Genomic DNA, 19,842 nt, shown 5'->3' with positions numbered 1-19,842 from the left:
GGCCTCACATCGGCGGGCCGGGGCGGCGATTGGTCGGCATCGTGATCTCGCGGCTGCCTTCGCCGATCACCACGCGCTCGCCTTCCTGCAGGCCCTCCAGCACTTCCGCGCTGACCTTGTTGTTGAGGCCCACGCGCACCTGGCGCGGGGCGATCTGGCCGTCCGCCGCCTGCACGCGCACTGTGTAGCGGCCATCGCGTCCGCGTGGGCCGAGGGCCGCCGAGGGGATGCTCAGCGCATTCTTCGCGCTGGCCAGCACGATGTGCACCTGGGTGGTCATCGAGATGCGCAGCGTGCCGCGTGGGTTGGGTACGTCGAGCAGGCCGTTGTAGTAGATCGCGGTGCTCGAGGTGCTGGTCGTCGTGCTCGTGGTGGTGCTGCTTTCGCTGGCAATCGAGGTCGGGGCCGGCTCGATGGCGCGCATGGTCGTGGTGTAGCGCTGGTCCGGTTCGCCCAGGATGCTGAAGTACACCGCCTGGCCTGGCTTGACGCGTGGCACGTCGGCCTCGCTGATCTCGGCCTTGATCGTGACCTTGTCCATTTGCGCGAGCTTGATGATCGTGGGCGCGCTCTGATTGGCATTCACCGTCTGCCCTTCCTTCGCCACGATGGCGACCACGGTGCCGTCGATGGGCGCGGTGATGCGCGTGTAGCCGAGGTTCACGCGCGCCGTGTCGACGGCGATGCCGCCTTGCGCGATCTGCGCTTCCAGTGCCGCAATGTCGGCCCGCGTGGTGGCGAGGCTGGCTTCGGCTGCCTCGTAGTTCTCCTGCGTGGTGGCGTCGGCGGCCAGCATCTGCTGCTGGCGTTTCATCGCCAGTTCGTTCTGCTTGAGCAGGGCCTGTTTGGCGCGCAACTGGGCTTGCGTGCTGGCCAGCTCGGCCTCGGCCTTGCGCAGCGCGTTCTGCTGGGTGAGCGAGTCGATCTCGGCGATCAACTGGCCCTGCTTGACGGTGTCGCCCAGTGCCACCTTCAGCGACTTGATCTGGCCCGAAGCCTGTGCCCCGACACTGACCTGCTGGAAGGCCTCGATGCTGCCGGTGGCGATGACGCTGTCCTCGATGTCGGCGCGCGCCACGCTGGCGGTGACCAGGGGCGGTGGCGTGGGGCGGGCGAACCACAATTGATGGGCGGCGAAGGCCGCTGCGATGAGGGCCAGGGTCAGGCTGGCGAACAGGAGCTTCTTGCGGGCGGGCGTCATGGTGCGGGACAGGTGGAGGAGGGGGCGATGCGCGCGGAGTGGGCGGGCATCGGCGGACACATTCTGGCAAGGCGAACGTAAAGCTTTGTCAGCAAGCGGTAATAAAGCCGTCTGTTTTGTGTCGGCGGGTGCGTGGGTCAGAGGGGGTAAGATGCCGCGAGTTCCCGACTGTCCGAGGATTGCCGCATGCCCAGCTCCGCCGCCCGCCCGTTCACGACCCTGATCGACTGCCACGCCCTGCAGGCCCTGCTGGATGACCCGGCCTGCTGCGTGATCGACGTGCGCCATGAGTTGAGCAATGTCGATGCCGGTCGCGCCGCGTATGCCGAGGGGCATGTGCCGGGGGCTTTCTTCCTGCATCTCGACGCGGATCTGTCCGGTCCTAAGACCGGCCACAACGGTCGCCATCCACTGCCCGACCCGGAGGTGTTCGCGGCCCGCCTGGGCGCGCTGGGCATCGACGCCGCCACCCAGGTCGTGGTGTATGACGCGGCCGGCGGCATGATGGCCGCCCGCCTGTGGTGGATGCTGCGCTGGCTGGGGCACGAGGCGGTGGCGGTGCTGGACGGCGGCTGGCCGGCCTGGCTCGCCGCAGGTGGCGCGCAGACGCAGGCGCTGCCGACGCCGCGCGCGGCCTGCGTGTTCCCGCGCCGGCCCCCGCGTGTCGCCACGGTGGATGCGGCCGGCGTGCTGGCGAACCTCGCCAGCGCCCAGCGCCTGATCGTCGATGCGCGCGCGCCGGATCGTTTCCGCGGCGAGAACGAGACCCTCGACCCGGTCGGTGGGCATATCCCGGGTGCATGCAACCGTTTCTTCCGTGACAACCTCACGGCCGACGGTCGCTTCAAGCCGGCCGCCCAACTGCGCGAGGAATGGTCCGCGGTGCTGGGGGCACACGCGCCGGCCGCAGCCATCATGCAGTGCGGCTCTGGCGTCACCGCCTGTCACAACCTGCTGGCGCTGGAGATTGCCGGCCTGGCGGGGGCGGCGCTGTACCCCGGCTCGTGGAGCGAATGGTGCAGCGACCCGGCCCGCCCGGTCGCGACGGGCGCCGGCTGAGCCGGCTTGAAATCGAGGCGGCCGTGACAACCTAGGGTGGATCATCCACTCGTGCAGGTGCCGGCGCGTGTCCTTCCTGATCTTCACCGTGCTGGCCCTGTTGTTCATGGGCTGGCTGGCCTCCGGGCCACTGCGTCGGCGCTGGCGCCGGCAGCGCCTGCGTGCGCGACCCTTTCCTCCCGAATGGCGTGACATCCTGCGCCGCCGCATGCCGTATTTCCAGCGCATGCCCGTCGACCTGCAACTGCAGTTGAAGCGCCACATCCAGGTCTTCCTGGCGGAGAAGGAGTTCATCGGCTGCGCCGGGCTGGAGGTGGATGACGAGATGCGCGTGACCATCGCGGCCCAAGCCTGCCTGTTGCTGCTCAACCGGCGACATGACTACTACCCGCAACTGCGCCAGATCCTGGTCTATCCGGGCGCCTTCGTGGTGCAGCATGCACGGCCCGACGCAGCCGGCGTGCTGCAATCGCAACGTCAGGTGCTGAGCGGCGAGTCGTGGAGCAACGGCCAGGTGATCCTGTCCTGGCACGACACGCTGGAGGATGCGGCGGCGCCCTTCGATGGGCGCAACGTGGTGATCCACGAGTTCGCGCACCAGCTCGACCAGGAGAAGGGCGAGGCCAGCGGCGTGCCCTACCTGGGCCGACGCGCCGACTACGCGCGCTGGTCGCGCGTCTTCGCCGAAGCCTTCGCGCGCCTGCAGCAGGAGGCGCAGGGACAGGTGCAAGGCCTGTTCAACCATTACGGCGCCACCAATCCGGCGGAGTTCTTCGCTGTCGCCAGCGAGGTGTTCTTCGAGCAGCCACAGGCACTGCAGCAGCATTCGCCGGCGGTATATGCGGAGCTGAGCGCCTACTACCGGGTCAATCCGCTGAGCTGGTGAGGCGGTTGCGTGACATAGGTCTCGCCTGGCGTACGGGGGCGGGGCATGAGGGCATTCAGCGCTTCCTTTTTATGCCGAAAGACATATCCTTTAAGTGATAGATCGGCGGAACGTGGCAGGCGGGAAAGTATTTGTATTTTCAGCAATATGACTGCGCGAGTCGGGTCGTCGTGACCTTTCTGGAGGCCGCTGTGCTGGCGCAGGACAAGCTGTTGGAAATCATCCGCATCCAGACCGACACCGTGCGGCTGGGCGCCGACCTCGGAGGCGTCATGAGCCTCGTCGCCGAGCGTGTGCTGGCCCTGGTCGAAGCCGATGGCGCGGTCATCGAGCTGGCCGAGGGTGAGGACATGGTGTATCGCGCCGCCTCGGGCGTGGCGAGTGGCGCCTTGGGTCTGCGCCTCAAGCGCGCCACCAGCCTCTCCGGCCTGTGCGTGCAACTGGGCCAGGCCTGTCGTTGTGACGACAGCGAGACCGACCCGCGGGTGGATCGCGAAGCCTGTCGGCGCGTGGGCATCCGCTCGATGATCGTGCTGCCGCTGCGTCATGACACCGAGACGGTGGGCGTGCTCAAGGCCATGTCGACGCGTGTCGCGGCCTTCGACGATCACCACGTCGCCTTGCTGGAGCAGTTATCCGGCCTGGTTGCGGCGGCCATGTTCCATGCCGCACGGTATGACATGGACGTACTGTTCCATCGCGCCACGCATGATCCGCTGACCGATCTGGCCAACCGCTCGCTGTTCATGGACCGCTTGCGTGCGCGCCTGCAGCAAGGCGGTCGCGACGGCGTCGGGTGCGCGGTGCTGGTGCTGGACATGGATGGGCTCAAGCAGATCAACGACAGCTATGGGCACCGTGCCGGGGATGCCGCCCTGGTCGAGTTTGCGCGGCGTCTGCGCGACTGCGCGCGCCAGTCCGACACGGTGGCGCGCCTGGGCGGCGACGAGTTTGCGCTGCTCCTCGCGCCGGTGGAGCCGGTGGAAGGCGTCGCCCGCGCGATGGCCCGCATCGAGGCGGCGCTGGCGCCGGCTCTGGTCTACGAAGGACTGACGCTGGCGTTGCGGGCAAGCATCGGTTGGGCTCATGCCCCGGCCGAGGGGAATGCGGTCGACGAGTTGGTGGAGCTGGCCGACCAGCGCATGTACGAGTGCAAGCGCGCCCGTCGCGGGCGGCATTCCAGCGCCGGGGACGCAGTGCAAAGACTCGCCTCCTGAGCGGCGCCCCGTCCTGGGGCGTCGGCGCGCGCAGCGAGCCCTGCGAGGGCGCCAGTGGTGCGCCCAGCCCCTGCGTGGGCATCCGGGCCTTCTTTCAAGGCACTGAATTCATTGGGTAAGTTGCGCGAGCTTCGCGCTGGCACGGGCAGTGCTTTAACTGGTCGAACTGGTCAGACCAGTTGTCGTCTTCCATTGCCGAACCGTCCGCGCCCGCGCCATGCCCCGCCTCTCCAGCTTTGCCGCCCAGACCTTGCAGCGCCAGATCCACGATGGTCGTTACCGCTGCGGCGATCTGCTGCCCGGTCAGCGCGAACTGTCGGTCACGCTGGGCATCAGCCGTGCCGCACTGCGCGAGGCGATCTCCACGCTGGAGGCGCTGGGCCTGGTGCGCGCGCAGCCGGGCAAGGGGGTGTTCGTCACCGCGGGGCGTGCGCGCAGTTCGACCGAGGTGCCGCCCGGTCCGCTGGCCATGCCGGCGCAACAGGTCTTCGAGTTCCGCGCCATCGTGGAGCCGGCGGCTGCCGCGCTGGCCGCGCAGCGCGCGGATGCCGCGGCTATCGCGGCGCTGCGCGAGATGCAGCGTCGCCTGGAGGCCGCCTTGTACGGGCTGGATCTGGTCACGGCCTCCGAGGCCGATCTCGATTTTCACCTCGCCCTGGCTGACTACGCGGGCAACCCCTTGCTGACCTCCGCGATCCGTTCGCTGGAAGAACCCATCGCCTACAGCCTGCGTCTGCCCTTCGCCGATCCCGAGGGCATCTGGGCGCCGGCCGATGAACACCGTGCCGTGCTGGCCGCCATCGAGGCGCGCGACGGCACCGCCGCGCATGCCGCCATGGCCGAACACCTGGTGCGTGCCGCGGCACGCATCGACATCCCTGTTCTCATCCCTTTCGAAACGCCCCGACCGGGCAAGTTGCATGAAGGAGTCTTCCCATGAATCGCCGCACCATGATCCGTTTCCTGTCCACCTCGGCTCTCGCCCTGGGCCTGCTGGGCAGCAGCCTGCCCGCGCTGGCCGACGCGCTGGACAACATCAAGAAGGCCGGCACGCTGCGCGTGGCCGTGCCGCAGGACTTCCCGCCCTTCGGAACGGTCGGCTCCGACATGAAGCCGCAGGGTTATGACATCGACACGGCGGCGCTGATCGCCAAGGAGATGGGCGTCAAGCTGGAGCTGATCCCGGTGTCCTCCACCAACCGCATTCCCTTCCTGACCACCGGCAAGGCCGACCTGGTGATCTCCAGCCTGGGCAAGAACCCGGACCGCGAGAAGGTGATCGACTTCACCGACGCCTACGCCCCCTTCTTCAACGGCGTGTTCGGCCCGGCCGACGCCAAGATCGCCGGTCCGGCCGACCTGGCGGGCAAGACCATCGCGGTCACGCGCGGCTCGGTGGAAGACCTGGAGCTGACGAAGATCGCGCCGCCCACCGCCACGATCAAGCGCTTCGAGGACAACAACGCGACCATCTCGGCCTACCTCTCGGGTCAGACCCAACTGGCTGCGACCGGCAACGTGGTGGCCGCTGCGCTCAACGAACGCACCAAGCTGCGCCCGCTGACGCCCAAGTTCCTGATCAAGAACTCGCCCTGCTTCGTCGGCGTGAACAAGGGTGAGGCCGCGCTGGTGGCGAAGGTGAACGAGATCATCGCCAAGTCGAAGAAGGATGGCTCGCTGAACCAGATCGCCCAGAAGTGGCTGCGTAATCCGCTGCCGGCCGATCTGTAAGTCAGGCCTTCAACCCCCCCACCCCTCCCCTTGTCAGGGGAGGGCGACCCGGCTGGCATGTTTGGTAGCGCCTGTCCTGCCTTTGGCAGAAGGGCTGAGATTGCCGGGTATGCATGAAAGATGTCTATGGCCTATTCATTCGACTTCACCGCCGTCGCCGCTTACCACACACAGCTCGCGGTGGGCGTCGGCTATACGCTGCTGCTGACCGCCATCGGTGCCGTGCTGGGCGTGGGCCTGGGCATCCTGGGCGGCGTCTTGCGCGCCTGGCGCATCAAGCCCTTCGCGCAGGTGTTCGGGCTCTATGTTGAGCTGATCCGCAATACGCCCTTCATCGTGCAACTGTTCTTCATCTTCTTCGGCCTGCCCTCATTGGGCGTGAAGCTCGGTGAGCTGCAGGCGGCGATGATTGCCGTTGTCATCAATCTCGGGGCGTACTCCACCGAGATCATCCGCGCCGGCATCCAGGCCATCCCGCGTGGCCAGATCGAGGCCGCCGGTTCGCTTGCGATGACGCGCGCGCAGATCTTCCGCCATGTGGTGCTGCGCCCGGCCTTGCAGAAGGTGTGGCCCGCGCTGTCGAGCCAGATCGTGATCGTGATGCTGGGCACCTCGGTGTGTTCCCAGATCGCGGCCGAAGAGCTGACCTTCGCGGCCAACTTCATCCAGTCGCGCAACTTCCGCGCCTTCGAGACCTACATCGTCACCGCCCTGATCTACCTGCTGCTGGCCATCGGCGTGCGTGCGCTGCTGGCGCAGATCGGGCACAAGCTGGTGGTGAAGCGGAGGGCCGCAGCATGATGATGGACTTCACCCTGTGGGACATCCTGCGCAACCTGGGTTTCGGTGCCTTGTGGACCATCGCCCTGTCGCTCACCGCCTTCGCGCTCGGTGGCACGGCCGGCTTGCTGGTGCTGGCCGCGCGCATGGCCAAGTCGCCCGGGCTGCAGCGCGCGGCGCGCTGGTACATCGAGTTCTTCCAGGGCACGCCGCTGCTGATGCAGCTCTTCATGGTCTTCTTCGGCATCGCCTTGCTGGGCGTGGATGTCCCGCCCTGGCTGGCTGCCGCGATGGGCCTCACGCTGTTCTCCAGCGCCTATCTCGCGGAAATCTGGCGTGGCTGTGTGGAGGCGATCCCGAAGGGTCAGTGGGAGGCCTCCGCGAGCCTCGCCATGACATGGGTCGAGCAGATGCGCCACGTGATCCTGCCGCAGGCGCTGCGCATCGCGGTGGCGCCCACGGTCGGCTTCTCGGTGCAGATCGTCAAGGGCACGGCGGTGACCTCGATCATCGGCTTCGCCGAGCTGACCAAGACCGGCTCCATGCTCGCCAACGCCACCTTCCAGCCCTTCATGGTGTTCGGCTTCGTCGCCCTGGGCTACTTCATCCTCTGTTATCCGCTGTCGCTGTATGCGGCTCGTCTCGAAAGGAAATTCCATGGAAGCCTTGGTTCGCATTGACGCGCTCCACAAGCACTTCGGCGCCAACCACGTGCTCAAGGGCATCGACCTGCGTATCCAGCAGGGCGAGGTGGTCGCCATCATCGGCCGCAGCGGCTCGGGCAAGAGCACGTTGCTGCGCTCGATCAACGGGCTGGAAACCTTTGATGACGGCCTCATCGAGATCGACGGCGAACGCCTCTACGCCGGCCAGACCGATCTGCGCGCACTGCGCCAGAAGGTCGGCATGGTGTTCCAGCAGTTCAACCTGTTCCCGCATCTGACGGCCGGCGAGAACGTGATGCTCGCCCCCCAGGTGGTCAAGAAGACGCCCAAGGCCGAGTGCGAGACGATTGCGCGCGCCATGCTCACCAAGGTGGGGCTGGCCGAGAAGTTCGATGCCTACCCCGACCAGCTCTCGGGTGGCCAGCAGCAGCGTGTGGCGATCGCCCGCGCGCTCGCCATGCAACCCAAGGTGCTGCTGTGCGACGAGATCACCTCGGCACTGGACCCGGAGCTCGTCAACGAAGTGCTGGCGGTCGTGAAGCAGCTTGCCGCCGAGGGCATGACGCTGATCATGGTCACCCACGAGATGCGTTTTGCGCGCGAGGTCGGCGATAAGCTGGTCTTCATGTACCAGGGCCGGGTGCATGAGAGTGGTCATCCGCGCGAGTTGTTCGCCAACCCGCAGACGGCCGAGCTGCAGAATTTCATCGGTGCGGTGAACTGACGCGGGGCCAGGGCCTCAGGGGCTCAGGTAACGCTGCCGCAGGCGTGCCAGTTCGCCGCTGCGGTGCGCCTCCTGCAGGGCCTGTTCGAGGCGCAGGACTTCCGTCCGCGGGGTGCGGCGGGAGGCGAACAGGTACTGCGGACGCGGCAGGTCTTCCTTCAGTACCAGCACCTTGAGCTGCCGCTGCAGGCCCAGGCGCTGGATGGTCGGGATCGCTCCGAAGTCGTGGTAGAAGAAAAAGCGCCCGTCACCGCGCAGCAGCTTCTGCAGGTTGGCCTCGATGCTTCTTGCGCTGGTGTCGATGCGCGCCTCGGGCAGCGTACGCAGCGTGCGTTCCAGCTCGGTTCCCGGGATGGTCAGGAAGATGCCTTCGTCGGCGAGCCGATGCAGCTCGTCATGCCGCTGGATGGCAATCGTGTCGTCGGCGCGCAGCACCAGTACCGGTCGCAGTACGAGCAGCGGAATGTCGATCAGGTGGAACTTCGCCATGCGCTCGGGCGAGCGCACCCAGCCACAGAAAAGGTCGATGCGCCCGGCCTCCAGCTCAGTCTCCACCCGCTTGCCGGACGCGAAGTCCTCATAACCGCCGATGTGGATGCCCGTCTTCTGCTGCAGCAACTGGTAGATGTCCACGCATAGACCGCGCATGGGGGCCTGCGGGTTGCGCGCTTCATGGAAATACTTGGGGTAACTGTCCATCGCCAGGGTGCGTAGCCCGGCGTCCGCTGCGGTGGCAGGGCCGGCAAGCAGCCACAGGCAGGCAGCGATCGTATGCAGACGGGCCGTCATCGTCTGGTCTCTCCTGTCCATGCGGATGGAATCCTGCGGGGGCCCCGGCATTTCACTCCTGGAAGGGGCCGTTTGGCAAGTTAGCGTCAGCGTGATCATTGTTCACAGTCTGGCTGGGACATTCACCGGGGAAAACGGCAAGCTCCCGCCTCCGCGCGATGGGCTAGCCTTGTATCAAGGTCAGATGGCTGGGGCGCATGCATCATGCCGCGCTGTCCCGGGGGTGCCGGGGTAACGGGAAAGGAACTGCATTGAGTCTGCCGTGGGTTTGCCTGGGCGATCGAACGGGGGGCGACCTGCCTGGCGGCGCGTCGCGGGTCGAGGACTTGGCCGCCTTGCTGGCACAGGCCGCTGGGGCGGCCGTGTTGCTGGACACGCAGGACTGGGCCCGTGCGCACGATTGGGCGCGTGTGCTGCGCAGCCAGGCCGCGCTGGCGCATCGCCCCCTGTTCCTGCATGCGCGCCCGACCGGGCCCGAACCACTGGGCGCCGCCGCGCTGTTCGATGGCGTGGGCCTGGAGGTGGCCGCGCGTGATGCGCTGGCGCAGGAGATCCTGGCCCAGGCGGCGCGCCTGAGCCATGTGGCGGCGGCCCCCGGCGAGGCGGTGGCGCAGTACCTGGCCTGCCGGCCCAGCCAGCGCCTGCACCCGCTGAAGGACTGGACCGCGCCGGGCTACTACCGCTATCCGCTGGTCGAAGCCTTGCTGGCCGAGGGCGAGGACCCCTTCGTGTGGCTGGAGCGCTGGAGCCGGCGCCGCATCCTCGACACCGACATGGTGCTGGACCGCCTGCGCCTGTGCGACCAGTGTTCCAGCGCGCACCTCAACCACGTCGACGTATGCCCGGCCTGCGCCAGCATCGACATCGCCAGTACCCGCCTGCTGCATTGCTTCACCTGCGGTCACGTCGACCAGCAGGAGAGCTTCCAGCGCCAGCACCGCCTGGAGTGCCCCAAGTGCTCGACCGTGTTGCGCCATATCGGCGTCGACTACGACCGCCCGCTGGAGCAGTTGCAGTGCCGCCAGTGCAAGAACCTTTTCGTCGATGCCGACGTGCGCAGCCAGTGCATGGCCTGTGGCGCCACCAGCTCGCCCGAACGCCTGCCGGTGCGCCCCATCCCAGTCTATCGCCTGGGTGGGGCCGGCCTGCTGCTGGCGCGCCAGGGCAACCTGTCGCCCGTGCTGTCGGGGCTGGACACGGTCAACTTCATCGCACCGGCGCTGTTCGAGCGCCTGCTCGACTGGCAGATCGCGCTGGCGCAGCGCTACCCGGAGAGCCATTTCTTTAGCGTGATCGGCCTGCGCGTGCGCAATCTCGAAGCCCTGGTCGGCGCGCTCGGCCGCTCGACCACCGCGACCCTGGTGGATGGTTTCGCCGAGCGCCTGCGCGCCACCCTGCGCAATACCGACCTCACCACGCGTGGCGATGACGATCACATCTGGCTGATCACGCCGCACACCGACGAGCCTGGCGCGCGCCTGCTGGTGTCGCGCATCCGCGCGCTGGGCCGCGCCTCGCGCCAGGCCGATGAGACCAGCATGCTGCAGCTCTCCACCGCGGTGGCGAGCCTGCCCGGTCCCGAAGAGTGGCCGCTGGAAGCCAACCAGCTCATGGGCCTGATGGCCTCGCGGCTGGAAACAGAAAGCGAGTCCTGAGCAGATGATTGACGCGCGCAGCCTTGGCGACATCCTGCTGACCGTCTTTCCCCTGGTGCTGCTGTTCGAGCTGCCGATCTACCTGCTGTGCTGGCTCGGCGTGCTGCGGCGCTGCCTGTGGCCGGCGTCGCTGTCGCGCGAGGCCGAGGCCTGGCGGCCGCGCGTGAGCTGCGTCGTCACCTGCTACTCGGAGGGGCGCGATGTCGGCAAGACCATCCACTCCCTGCTGGAGCAGACCTACCCGGGTGTCATCGAGATACTGATCATGGTCGACGGCGCGGTGCAGAACCGCGCGACCTACGAAGCGGCCCTGGCATGGCTGCCGCAGATGCGGCGCTACCCCAACCGGGTGCTCAAGGTCCTGCCCAAGCGCACGCGCGGCGGCCGTGTCTCCAGCCTTAACGCCGGGCGTCACTTCGCCTCGGGCGAAGTGGTGCTGGCGCTGGACGGCGACACCTCCTTCGACAACGACATGGTGTGGCACATCACGCGCCCCTTTGCCGATCCGAAAGTCGCTGCGGTATCGGGCGCGCTGCGCGTGCGCAATGCCGCCGACAGCCTGGTCGCGCGCCTGCAGGCGCTGGAGTACATGATGACCATCCAGTTTGCGCGCACCGGGCTCACTGAGTTCAACACCGTCAACAACATCTCCGGTGCCTTCGGTGCGTTTCGCGCGCGCCTGCTCGATAGCCTCAGCGGTTGGGACGCCGGCACCGCCGAGGACCTGGACCTGACCCTGCGCATCAAGAAGCGCTTCGGCACGCGCGAGCGCTACCGCATCGTGCACCAGCCGCTGGCCATGGGGCACACCGACGCGCCCACGAGCTGGAAGGTCTTCTTTAAGCAACGCTTGCGCTGGGACGGCGACCTGTTCTACCTCTACATCCGCAAGCACTGGTCCAGCCTGCGCCCCGGCCTGCTGGGCTGGCGCAACTTCATCATGCTGATGTGGACCGGCGTCTACTTCCAGCTCGTGATGCCCTTCATCATCATCGGCGCCACGCTGTGGCTGGTGTGGGCGCTGCCCTGGCCGATGCTGCTCGCAGTGCTGGGCCTGACCTACGTGTTCTACACCCTGCTCACCGGCGCGCTGTTCCTGAGCTACCTGCTGATGCTCTCCGAGCGGCGCCGCGCCGACTGGCCTTATCTCGCCTACGTGCCGCTGTTCCCGCTGTTCACCTTCGCCTCGCGGGTGTGGAACGCCTTCGCCACGCTGGCCGAGCTGGTGACGCGGCAGCATCTGGATTCCTCCATGGCACCCTGGTGGGTGCTCAAGAAGACGCGCTACTGATATGGCAAAGGCATGCTTCAAGTTTGTGCTGTGTGCTGGCCTGCTGCTGGGCCAGGGCTGCGCACAGGCCGCGCCGATGAGCCTGGGCGAGTTCGCCGAAGGTCTGGACACCCATCCCGACTACGCGCTCGTGCTGAGCGAGGGCGAGCTGGCCGAGGCCCAGCTCGCGCGCGAACGCGCGGCCAGCGGCGCCCGCCTGTACGGCAACCTCGGCGGCGCCAGCGCCTACGAGCCGCAGTTCGGTGGGGGCACGCGCGACTACACCAGCCTGATCGGCAGCCTGGGCGTGCGCTACCCGCTGCTGGCGGCAGCCGCCGAAGAGCGCCTGAAAGTGGGCTACGCCTCCATCGACGCGCTGCTCGCCCGGGTGCAGCGCGAGGCCCTGCGCCAGCGCCTGCTGCAGGACTTGCGTAACGACTACTACGCGCATGCCCGGGCCGAGGCGCAGCAGGCGCTGGCCGCCCGCTTCCTGCAGGATGCGGCGCGCATCCGCGAGGTGCTGGCGCAACGCGTCGCCGCCCGCCTCTTGCTGGATGGCGAACGGCGCGACCTGGAGCTGGGCCTGGCCCAGGCCGAGCGACAACTGGTTGCCGCCCAGGCCGAGCAGGCGCGCGTGGCGCAGGCGCTGCGCCGCTGGCGTGCGGACTTCACCGGCCAGGTCGCGCAGGGGCCGGGCGGTCCGCTCACCACGCCGGCGCGGCAGGATGTTGAAGACGCCCTGCAAGCCCTGGCCGAGCTGCAGCAGGAACTGAGCGCCGCCGGCAGCAGCAGCCTGCGCGCCAATGCCTATGTGGGGGCCAACGCGCGCAAGGATTCCGACCTCGGGCGCGCCAGCGGCTTCAATGCCGGCATCAGTTTCGAGCTGCCGCTGGATGCCAGTGGCGTGGCGCGCGGCAGCCAGCGTGAGACGAGCGCGCGGGTGCAGCGTGCGCGCCTGCTGCTGCAAGCCCAGGACGAGGCCTTGCGCCAATGGCATGCGGCCCTGGCGCAGACGCAGGAGGGCGCGTTGGCCGAGCTGCGCTTTGCCCGCAGCACGGCGCTGGCCAGCGCCGCCGCCTTGCGTGAGGCCGCCGAGCGCGCCCGCCTGGCTGCTGGCGTGGCGGGTGACCCGATCGAGCGCTGGGTCCGTGCGCGCAACAACCACTATGCCGCGCTCAACGGCCTGCTTGTCGCACAGACCCGCGCCTGGGCGCTGGGCGTCGTGATAACTGACGAAGTGCCCGGCTGCGCCATGCCCGATCTCGCCTGGCTGCACTGGGCCGCGCTGCAGGCACCGCCGGTGGATGCCTGCGCAGCCCCGGCGGCGGGCGGCTCCGCCGCGCCTGCCGCCCGGCTCGCGGTGTACGCCTGGGGTGGTCAGCCCAGCCTCGCGTCGGCGGCCGCGCGCGCGGCGCTCGACGAACTGGGCGCCAGCGACATCTGGCTGTCATTCAATGCACAAGCATTGCGTACCCTGGCCGAGCCTGCCGCGCGTGCGCAACTGGCGGAAGATATCCGCGCGCAGCAACGCCTGGGGCGGCGCGTGGGCTTGCTGCTGGGCGACCCGGACTGGCTGCGCGAGGGGCGCGGGGCGAGCCTCGGCGAGATCGTGCGCAGCCTTGCCGATCTGCCTTTCGACGGGCTTCACCTGGACCTGGAACCGGACCAGTTGGCGCCCGCCGAGCGCAATGCCAAAGGCATGGCGCTGGCATGGCGCAATCTCGCCGCGCGGGTCGCCGAGCTGCGCGCGCTGACCCCGCTGCGCATCACCCTGAGCATTCACTGGCGGGCCCTGCTGCCCGACGCGGCGGGGCGCTGCGCCGCCTGCGAGCCCGCGCGTGCAGCCGACGAGGTGGCGGTGATGCTGTACACAAGCTCGGCCAATTCCGCGCGCGCGCGCATCCAGCGCATTGCCGCCGCCCTGCCGGGCAAGCCGCTGTGGTTGGCGCAGAGCATCGAGCCCGAGCTGGGCCCGGACGAAAGCCACTTCCGCGCCGGCCGTGTTGCGCTGCTGCGCCACCTGCAGGGGCTACAGTCCCTGACCGCCCAGGGCCTGCTGCGCGGCACCGCCGTGCAGAGCCTGGAAACCTACCTGAGCGCTCCCCCATGAAGATCCGCTTCCGCGTGCCCGAAGCCGCCGATCCCCGCCGCGAGTCCGGCATCAGTCTGCCGCCGCAGGAGTCCAAGCGCGTGCCACCACGTCTGCGCTGGATTCTCATCACGCTGCTCGCCCTCAGCCCGGCGATCTGGGTCGCCTGGCACTTCATCAACGAATGGCTGTGGGTGGAGGCGCGCGGCTTCGTGGTCTTCGAGGAGGTGGCGATCCATGCGCCGCAGGCCGGCGTGGTGGCCGGCCTCAAGGTGGGCAATGGCAGCCAGGTCGCGCAGGGCGCGGCCTTGCTGCAGTTGGAAGACGAAGCCTTGCGGGCGGAGTACCAGGCTTTGCGCGCCGCCCTGGGCGTGGCGCCACCGCCGGCCCCCACCCAGCCGGAGCAGATGCTGGCGGCGGACCGTCAGGAGCTGGTCGCGTTGCGCCAACGTCAGGTCGCCTTGCGCGAGCGCAGCGCGACCCTGCGTGAGCTGGCGGCGCGCGGCGCGGCCACGCGCGGTGAAGTCCTCGCGGTGGAGGGCGAGGAGCTGGCGGTGAATGCGAGCATCCAGGCGGTGCAGGCGCGCAATCTGCGCAACGCGGCGGTGCTACCGCTGGCGACCGGCCCCAGCGCCGAGCAGCGCGCCCGCCTGGCCACGCTGGAAGCACGCCTGCGCGGGCTGGACCTGCGTGCGCCGGTCGACGGCACGGTCGACAACCTCGTGGTGCGCAATGGTCAGCGCGTCGCGGAAGCCGAGCCGATGATGGTGCTGCGCCATGGCAAGCCGCAGGTCGTGGTGTTCATGCAGGGGCGCGACCTGCGCCTGACCCACAGCGGCGAGACGGTGCGCATCGTGCTGCCCAATCGCGTGACCGTGAGCGGCCGCCTGCTGGGGCCGGCGCCCTCCACGCGCCGCCTGCCGGAAGAGCTGGCCGGCTCGCTCGACCCGCGCAACCCGCGCCTGCAGGTGCTGATCGAGCCCGCGGCCCTGCCGCCGGAGGCCCTGATCCATCGCCTGCCGGTGACGATCCGCAGCTTCCGCTTCGCGGGTTAGCGCAAGCCTCGGCGAATCCCCCGGGTTCCAGTTGTGATGGCGCAGTACGGAGGATGGGGGTGGCTTCGTAGACCCCGTCATTCCCGCGAAAGCGGGAATCCACCAGCGTTCGACAAGTCACTGGATTCCCGCTTTCGCGGGAATGACGATGATGGGAAGGCCGCTTAGGCCCGCACCACCTGCAACATGCGCATCAAGGGCTGTGGCCGGGCCACCAGGTCGGCCAGGGTGTACTGGTCCAGCGTGGTGTAGAGCGCCGCGAAGGCTTCGCTCAGCACACCGGCCAGCTTGCAGTTGGGCGTGATGCGGCAGGTGTCGTGGTCGCTGAAGCACTCCACGATGGGGCCCTCGCCCTCGGCTTCGCGTACCACGCGACCGATCCTGATCTCATCCGCCGGCAGCGCCAGGCGGATGCCACCGCCCTTGCCGCGCAGCGATTCCACCACGCCGCTCTTGGCCAGGTGATGCACCACCTTCATCAGGTGACTCTCGGAGATACCGTAGGCCTCGGCGATGCCCTGGATGGTGGACAGGCGATCCGGGTTCAGCGCCAGGTACATCAGTACGCGCAGGGTGTAGTCGGTGAAGCCGGTCAGTTTCATAAGATGTATTTCTGCTGTTGCTTTTGAAAGGAAGCCGCACTACATTAAAGATACATTTTAAATGTAGCTTAAAAATGAGTCTGCATACCAGTGAAGTTTTCCCCGCGCTGCTCGACGCCCTGCGCCGGGTGTATGACCCCGAGGTGGGCGTCAACATCGTCGACCTCGGCCTGATCTACCGCCTGGAGCAGGTCGGGCAGAGCATCCAGGTCGATATGACGATGACCTCGCCGGCCTGCCCGATGGGCGAGAGCATCGCCTGCGAGGTGGAAGAAACTTTGCTCGCACGCGTGCCCGAGGATTGCAGCGTCGAGTTGCAGGTAGTGTGGGAGCCGCCCTGGACGCCCGCCTGCATGAGCGACAAGGCGCGCGCCAACCTGGGTTGGGAAGGCTGAGCCGGAGATGAGTCCGCGCCTGCGCATCCTGCTCGTGCTGCCTGCGGTGATGGCCTTGCTGGCGGGCGTGTTGTCCGGCCTGGGGCGGCTGGGCTGGGCGGTGCCCGTGCATTTCCTCGGCTTGATCGGCGTGCATGGCGCGCTGATGGTGGGTGGCTTCTTCGGCAGCCTGATCGGCCTGGAGCGCGCGGTCGCGCTGGGGCGTGGCTGGCCCTATCTGGCACCGCTGTGCTCCGGGTTGGGCGCGCTGGCCCTGATCTTCTGGCCGGCCTCTTCGCTGGGCGCGCTGGGCTTGAGTCTGGCCGCGCTCACGATGTGCCTGGCCTGCCTCGACGTGTGGTGGCGTCAGCCGGCGGCGCATCACCTGACGCTCGCGGCCGGCGCGCTGGCCTGGCTGCTGGGCAATCTGGCCTGGCTCGGCGGCGCGAGCCTGCTTGCCGTGGTGCCGCTGTGGGCGGCCTTCCTGATCCTCACCATCGCCGGCGAGCGCCTGGAGCTGTCGCGCTTCGTTCCCACGCCGGCGCATGCGCGCCGCCTGTTCGCCGGCATTGTCGCCTTGCTCCTGCTGGCCGCGTGTGCGGCGCTGTGGTGGGAGCGGGCGCTGCATGCTTACGCCCTGGCCTTGCTGTTGCTGACCGGCTGGCTGTTGCGCTACGACATCGCGCGCCGCACCGTGCGCAGCCAGGGGCTCACCCGCTACATGGCCGTGTGCCTGCTGTCCGGCTACCTGTGGCTGGGGCTGGCCGCCGTGCTGGGTCTGGTCGGCGGGCTGGCGGGTGGCAGCGTGCTGCGTGACGCGGCGCTGCATGCGCTGTTGCTGGGCTTTGTCTTCGCGATGGTGTTCGGCCATGCACCGGTCATTGTGCCGGCGCTCACGCGCCTACGCATGCGCTGGCATGCCGGCTTCTACCTGCCGCTCGCGCTGCTGCACGGCGGCCTGCTGCTGCGCGTGGCGAGCCTGTGGCCCGGCGACTTCGCGTGGCGCCAGTGGGGCGCGCTGGCCAATGCGCTGGTGATCCTGGTGTTCGTACTGATGTTGCTGGAGAGCCTGTATGCCGGTCGGCGCGGCCGGCTGGGCGGGGAGGGTGGGCATGGTCATGCAATCTGAGCCGACGCAACGGCGCTTCACCGTCGAACGCATCGAACACCTGCACTGCTGGTCGCCCAGTCTGTGGTCGCTGCGCATCACGCGACCCGCAGGCTTCCACTTCCAGCCGGGTCATTACGCGCGCCTCGGGCTGCCGGTGCCGGACGCAGCGAACACGGGAGCGAGTGCGGCGGGTGCCACCATCTGGCGTCCGTACTCCGTGGTGTCGGCGGCCGACGACGATGGGCTCGAATTCCTGATCACGCTGATTCCGGGCGGCGCCTTCACCAGCCAGCTTGCCACGCTGGGGCAGGGGGCGCCGATTGCGCTGGAGTCCGCCGTACTGGGCTTCTTCCTGGCCGGACAACTGAGCCCCGGCGAAGACCTGTGGATGCTCGCCACCGGCGCCGGGCTGGGCCCCTATGTGTCGCTGCTGCGCACCCCGGGGGCCTTGCAGCGCTTTCCGCGCCAGGTGCTGGTGCATGGCGTGCGCCACGCGGCCGAACTGGCCTATGCCGATGAGTTGCGCGGCCTGGCCGCCGCGTCCGAGGGGCGCCTGCACTACCTGCCGGTGGTGACGCGCGAGGCGGGCGCCACGCCCTTGCAGGGGCGCATCCCCGTGCTGCTGGACGCGGGCAGCCTGCAGGCCGAGGCCGGGCTGGCGCTGGACGCCGCGCACAGCCGCGTGATGGTCTGCGGCAATCCCGACTTCACCGCCGACATGCGCAAGCTGCTGACCGCGCGCGGCTTCCAACCCTGCCGCCGTGGCCTGGCCGGCAGCATGCTGTTCGAGAACTATTGGTGAGCCAGCGATGAAACGCAGCGGGGACCTGATCCCCTTGTCGCGTGAGCACCACGGCGCGCTGTCCCTGGCCCGCCGCATCCTGGCCCAGGCCGGGGAGGCCGCGGCCTTGCAGGCGCTGCGCACGCAGGTGATGCAGGACATGCCCGAGCTCCTGGCCCATTTCCGCGTGGAAGAAGACCGTCTGCTGCCCGCCATGGCCCAGCACCATCCCGCGTTGGTGCAGCGCCTGGACGAGGAACACCGCAGCCTGCGCGACTACCTGCAACGCATCGAAGCCGGCGCCTGGCACCGCTTGCCGGCTTTTGCCCGCCTGCTGCAACAGCACGTGCGCTTCGAAGAACGCGAGTTCTTTCCGGCGTTCGAGGCGCTGGCTGTGGAGGCTTAGGGTGGGCCGGGCCGAGGGCAGCCAAGCAAATGGCATGAGGCGCCGGCCGAAAGGAAATTTGTAGGGTAATGACATGGACGCCCCCTACCTGCGACGGCATCGAAGTGCCAAAGTGGAGTTGTCGAGAAACCACTGAGCAGAAGGGGACGTCATGGAAGAGCTTAAGGTAGTTGGGCTGGATGTGGCAAAGAGCGTGTTTCAGGCTCACGGCATCAACAGCCATGGTCGCAAGGTGTGCAGTAAGAAGCTGAGGCGCGGGGAAGTCGTTGCGTACTTTGCTCAACTCCCACCGGTGCTTGTTGGCATGGAGGCGTGCGGCGGTGCGCATCATTGGGCCAGAACGCTCTCAAGCCTGGGTCACCAGATCAAACTCATGGCGCCCCAACATGTGAAGCCCTTCGTTCAGGGCAACAAGACCGATGCACGTGATGCTGCGGCGATAGCAGAGGCGACAACGCGGCAATCGGTGCCCGCGGTGGCCGTTCGCGGCGTGGAAGGCCAGCAGATGCAGGCGCTCCATCGCGTGCGCGATTTGTGGATGAAGCAACGCGTGGCACTGGGCAATCAGGTTCGTGGTTTGCTCAGCGAGTTTGGCGAGGTCATCCCCTTGGGTTTTAAGCGACTCAAGCAGGATGTGTCCCAGTGGCAAGCTCGCGCAGGTGTAGAGCTGGTGACACTCAAAGAGCTGATTGCGCAATTGATGCATGCATTGAATGAGCTCGAAGAGCGCATCCGTGCGCTGGAGCTGCGAATCCGTCAGCAGCACAAAGGCAATGCCGCGAGTCGCTTGATCGAGAGCATTCCTGGCGTCGGGCTGTTGAGTGCAACAGCCGTGGTGGCCAGCTTTGGCCGGTGCGACAGTTTTGAGAATGGGCGTAAGTTCGCGAGCTGCCTGGGGCTGACGCCGCGTGAGCACAGCAGTGGTGGCAAGCAAGTGTTATTGGGGATCACCAAGCGGGGCAATGGCTATGTGCGCAAGCTGCTGATTCACGGCGCTCGTGCGGTGCTGCGGCATCTGATGCAGAGCGAGGCGCATGCAGAAGATTGGGTCGTGAAGCTTGCCAAGCGACGTGGGCACAACATTGCTGCAGTCGCGCTTGCGGCCAAGAACGCACGACGAATCTGGGCGATGCTCAGAACAGGAGAAATGTTCCGGGCCGACTACGCGCAAGCCAACTGCGCTTGCGCGTAGTCGGCCCGGTCGAGCACAACGTAGTACCGATCAACGCAACACGGAGGCAGCTCACTCGATTGCCTGGGCAATCTTGAAATGATGGCACCCACAGGTCAGACCGGGGTCATGACAACTCGTCCGAGCCCATGTGCCCTGAGCACGATAGGGTGATTGAGCTGTGACCCGCGAATATCATCATGCGTCAGCAGTCATGCAAGGGCTGCGTCAAAGACCGAATGTATGGCTGCAATCGACTCCGTGAGTCGTCATCAT

Annotated in this window: 20 protein-coding genes; 17 read left to right on the top strand and 3 right to left on the bottom strand. The window is 67.8% G+C overall.

All coding sequences use genetic code 11. From position 1 onward, the window contains the following. Window positions 1–4: 4 nt before the first annotated feature. Window positions 5–1,201, bottom strand: coding sequence for an efflux RND transporter periplasmic adaptor subunit (locus tag NMB43_RS16440; RefSeq protein ID WP_494349244.1), 1,197 nt, complete (start codon window positions 1,199–1,201; stop codon window positions 5–7). A gap of 186 nt (window positions 1,202–1,387) precedes the next feature. Here NMB43_RS16440 and NMB43_RS16435 point away from each other — a divergent pair, with 186 nt between their 5' ends. The 8 genes from NMB43_RS16435 (at window position 1,388) to NMB43_RS16400 (ending at window position 8,263) form a co-directional block, all read left to right on the top strand. Then, window positions 1,388–2,260 (top strand): sulfurtransferase, encoded by an 873-nt coding sequence (locus NMB43_RS16435; protein WP_494349243.1) that lies wholly within the window; start codon window positions 1,388–1,390, stop codon window positions 2,258–2,260. Window positions 2,261–2,327: 67 nt separating this feature from the next. Then, the gene (locus NMB43_RS16430; protein ID WP_494349242.1) at window positions 2,328–3,146 is read left to right on the top strand and encodes a M90 family metallopeptidase; all 819 of its coding nucleotides are present in this window, start codon (window positions 2,328–2,330) and stop codon (window positions 3,144–3,146) included. A gap of 170 nt (window positions 3,147–3,316) precedes the next feature. Continuing rightward, entirely contained in the window at window positions 3,317–4,363 is a 1,047-nt protein-coding gene (locus NMB43_RS16425) for a diguanylate cyclase domain-containing protein (protein ID WP_494349241.1), read from the top strand. 217 nt (window positions 4,364–4,580) lie between these two features. After that, a complete protein-coding gene (locus tag NMB43_RS16420; RefSeq protein WP_494349240.1) occupies window positions 4,581–5,303 on the top strand; it encodes a FadR/GntR family transcriptional regulator in 723 nt (240 codons plus the stop codon). Next, the gene (locus NMB43_RS16415) at window positions 5,300–6,094 is read left to right on the top strand and encodes a transporter substrate-binding domain-containing protein (RefSeq protein WP_494349239.1); all 795 of its coding nucleotides are present in this window, start codon (window positions 5,300–5,302) and stop codon (window positions 6,092–6,094) included. The genes NMB43_RS16420 and NMB43_RS16415 overlap by 4 nt, the downstream gene beginning before the upstream one ends. A 126-nt stretch (window positions 6,095–6,220) precedes the next feature. Continuing rightward, a complete protein-coding gene (locus NMB43_RS16410) occupies window positions 6,221–6,895 on the top strand; it encodes an amino acid ABC transporter permease (protein WP_494349238.1) in 675 nt (224 codons plus the stop codon). After that, complete coding sequence (locus tag NMB43_RS16405; protein ID WP_494349237.1) at window positions 6,892–7,554, top strand: amino acid ABC transporter permease; 663 nt, start codon at window positions 6,892–6,894, stop codon at window positions 7,552–7,554. The genes NMB43_RS16410 and NMB43_RS16405 overlap by 4 nt, the downstream gene beginning before the upstream one ends. Next, window positions 7,532–8,263 carry an amino acid ABC transporter ATP-binding protein gene (locus NMB43_RS16400; RefSeq protein ID WP_494349236.1) on the top strand — a complete coding sequence of 244 codons (732 nt, stop codon included), beginning with the start codon at window positions 7,532–7,534 and terminating at the stop codon, window positions 8,261–8,263. Before NMB43_RS16405 ends, NMB43_RS16400 begins: the two co-directional genes overlap by 23 nt. 15 nt (window positions 8,264–8,278) lie before the next feature. Here NMB43_RS16400 and NMB43_RS16395 read toward each other — a convergent pair whose 3' ends face one another. Beyond that, window positions 8,279–9,073, bottom strand: coding sequence for a transporter substrate-binding domain-containing protein (locus tag NMB43_RS16395; protein ID WP_494349235.1), 795 nt, complete (start codon window positions 9,071–9,073; stop codon window positions 8,279–8,281). 230 nt (window positions 9,074–9,303) lie between these two features. On the opposite strand from NMB43_RS16395, the gene NMB43_RS16390 reads away from it, so the two are divergent. Genes NMB43_RS16390 through NMB43_RS16375 form a run of 4 tightly spaced genes read left to right on the top strand, consistent with a single transcriptional unit; the run spans window position 9,304 to window position 15,121 of the window. After that, window positions 9,304–10,707, top strand: coding sequence for a TackOD1 domain-containing metal-binding protein (locus tag NMB43_RS16390; protein WP_494349234.1), 1,404 nt, complete (start codon window positions 9,304–9,306; stop codon window positions 10,705–10,707). Between the two features lie 4 nt (window positions 10,708–10,711). Beyond that, window positions 10,712–11,998, top strand: a complete 1,287-nt coding sequence (locus NMB43_RS16385) for a glycosyltransferase family 2 protein (RefSeq protein WP_494349233.1) — start codon at window positions 10,712–10,714, stop codon at window positions 11,996–11,998. A 1-nt stretch (window position 11,999) separates the two neighbouring features. Next, window positions 12,000–14,087 carry a TolC family protein gene (locus tag NMB43_RS16380; protein ID WP_494349232.1) on the top strand — a complete coding sequence of 696 codons (2,088 nt, stop codon included), beginning with the start codon at window positions 12,000–12,002 and terminating at the stop codon, window positions 14,085–14,087. Continuing rightward, window positions 14,084–15,121, top strand: a complete 1,038-nt coding sequence (locus tag NMB43_RS16375) for an HlyD family secretion protein (RefSeq protein WP_494349231.1) — start codon at window positions 14,084–14,086, stop codon at window positions 15,119–15,121. Before NMB43_RS16380 ends, NMB43_RS16375 begins: the two co-directional genes overlap by 4 nt. Before the next feature lie 164 nt (window positions 15,122–15,285). On the opposite strand, the gene NMB43_RS16370 is transcribed toward NMB43_RS16375, so the two are convergent. Next, window positions 15,286–15,723 (bottom strand): RrF2 family transcriptional regulator, encoded by a 438-nt coding sequence (locus NMB43_RS16370; protein ID WP_494349230.1) that lies wholly within the window; start codon window positions 15,721–15,723, stop codon window positions 15,286–15,288. 74 nt (window positions 15,724–15,797) lie between these two features. Here NMB43_RS16370 and NMB43_RS16365 point away from each other — a divergent pair, with 74 nt between their 5' ends. The 5 genes from NMB43_RS16365 (at window position 15,798) to NMB43_RS16345 (ending at window position 19,587) form a co-directional block, all read left to right on the top strand. Next, window positions 15,798–16,118, top strand: a complete 321-nt coding sequence (locus NMB43_RS16365) for a metal-sulfur cluster assembly factor (RefSeq protein ID WP_494349229.1) — start codon at window positions 15,798–15,800, stop codon at window positions 16,116–16,118. A gap of 7 nt (window positions 16,119–16,125) precedes the next feature. Continuing rightward, window positions 16,126–17,226, top strand: coding sequence for a DUF8744 domain-containing protein (locus NMB43_RS16360; RefSeq protein ID WP_494349228.1), 1,101 nt, complete (start codon window positions 16,126–16,128; stop codon window positions 17,224–17,226). After that, window positions 17,210–18,010 (top strand): ferredoxin--NADP reductase, encoded by an 801-nt coding sequence (locus NMB43_RS16355; protein WP_494349227.1) that lies wholly within the window; start codon window positions 17,210–17,212, stop codon window positions 18,008–18,010. The genes NMB43_RS16360 and NMB43_RS16355 overlap by 17 nt, the downstream gene beginning before the upstream one ends. Before the next feature lie 7 nt (window positions 18,011–18,017). Next, on the top strand, window positions 18,018–18,395 hold the full coding sequence (locus NMB43_RS16350) for a hemerythrin domain-containing protein (protein ID WP_494349226.1): 378 nt from the start codon (window positions 18,018–18,020) through the stop codon (window positions 18,393–18,395). A gap of 151 nt (window positions 18,396–18,546) precedes the next feature. Beyond that, window positions 18,547–19,587: an IS110 family RNA-guided transposase gene (locus tag NMB43_RS16345; protein WP_494348248.1), complete on the top strand. Its 1,041-nt coding sequence runs from the start codon at window positions 18,547–18,549 to the stop codon at window positions 19,585–19,587. Window positions 19,588–19,842 lie beyond the last annotated feature (255 nt).

Source organism: Uliginosibacterium sangjuense (assembly GCF_059132465.1).
Note: the sequence above shows the minus strand (reverse complement) of the source record. Positions and strands in the feature narration are given on the sequence as shown.

Bases quoted from the DNA above. Each gene is read 5' to 3' on its own strand.
- NMB43_RS16440 (WP_494349244.1), bottom strand. From the start codon at position 1,201: ATGACGCCCGCCCGCAAGAAGCTCCTGTTCGCCAGCCTGACCCTGGCC.
- NMB43_RS16435 (WP_494349243.1), top strand. From the start codon at position 1,388: ATGCCCAGCTCCGCCGCCCGCCCGTTCACGACCCTGATCGACTGCCAC.
- NMB43_RS16420 (WP_494349240.1), top strand. From the start codon at position 4,581: ATGCCCCGCCTCTCCAGCTTTGCCGCCCAGACCTTGCAGCGCCAGATC.
- NMB43_RS16415 (WP_494349239.1), top strand. From the start codon at position 5,300: ATGAATCGCCGCACCATGATCCGTTTCCTGTCCACCTCGGCTCTCGCC.
- NMB43_RS16410 (WP_494349238.1), top strand. From the start codon at position 6,221: ATGGCCTATTCATTCGACTTCACCGCCGTCGCCGCTTACCACACACAG.
- NMB43_RS16405 (WP_494349237.1), top strand. From the start codon at position 6,892: ATGATGATGGACTTCACCCTGTGGGACATCCTGCGCAACCTGGGTTTC.
- NMB43_RS16400 (WP_494349236.1), top strand. From the start codon at position 7,532: ATGGAAGCCTTGGTTCGCATTGACGCGCTCCACAAGCACTTCGGCGCC.
- NMB43_RS16395 (WP_494349235.1), bottom strand. From the start codon at position 9,073: ATGGACAGGAGAGACCAGACGATGACGGCCCGTCTGCATACGATCGCT.
- NMB43_RS16385 (WP_494349233.1), top strand. From the start codon at position 10,712: ATGATTGACGCGCGCAGCCTTGGCGACATCCTGCTGACCGTCTTTCCC.
- NMB43_RS16380 (WP_494349232.1), top strand. From the start codon at position 12,000: ATGGCAAAGGCATGCTTCAAGTTTGTGCTGTGTGCTGGCCTGCTGCTG.
- NMB43_RS16375 (WP_494349231.1), top strand. From the start codon at position 14,084: ATGAAGATCCGCTTCCGCGTGCCCGAAGCCGCCGATCCCCGCCGCGAG.
- NMB43_RS16370 (WP_494349230.1), bottom strand. From the start codon at position 15,723: ATGAAACTGACCGGCTTCACCGACTACACCCTGCGCGTACTGATGTAC.
- NMB43_RS16365 (WP_494349229.1), top strand. From the start codon at position 15,798: ATGAGTCTGCATACCAGTGAAGTTTTCCCCGCGCTGCTCGACGCCCTG.
- NMB43_RS16360 (WP_494349228.1), top strand. From the start codon at position 16,126: ATGAGTCCGCGCCTGCGCATCCTGCTCGTGCTGCCTGCGGTGATGGCC.
- NMB43_RS16355 (WP_494349227.1), top strand. From the start codon at position 17,210: ATGGTCATGCAATCTGAGCCGACGCAACGGCGCTTCACCGTCGAACGC.
- NMB43_RS16350 (WP_494349226.1), top strand. From the start codon at position 18,018: ATGAAACGCAGCGGGGACCTGATCCCCTTGTCGCGTGAGCACCACGGC.
- NMB43_RS16345 (WP_494348248.1), top strand. From the start codon at position 18,547: ATGGAAGAGCTTAAGGTAGTTGGGCTGGATGTGGCAAAGAGCGTGTTT.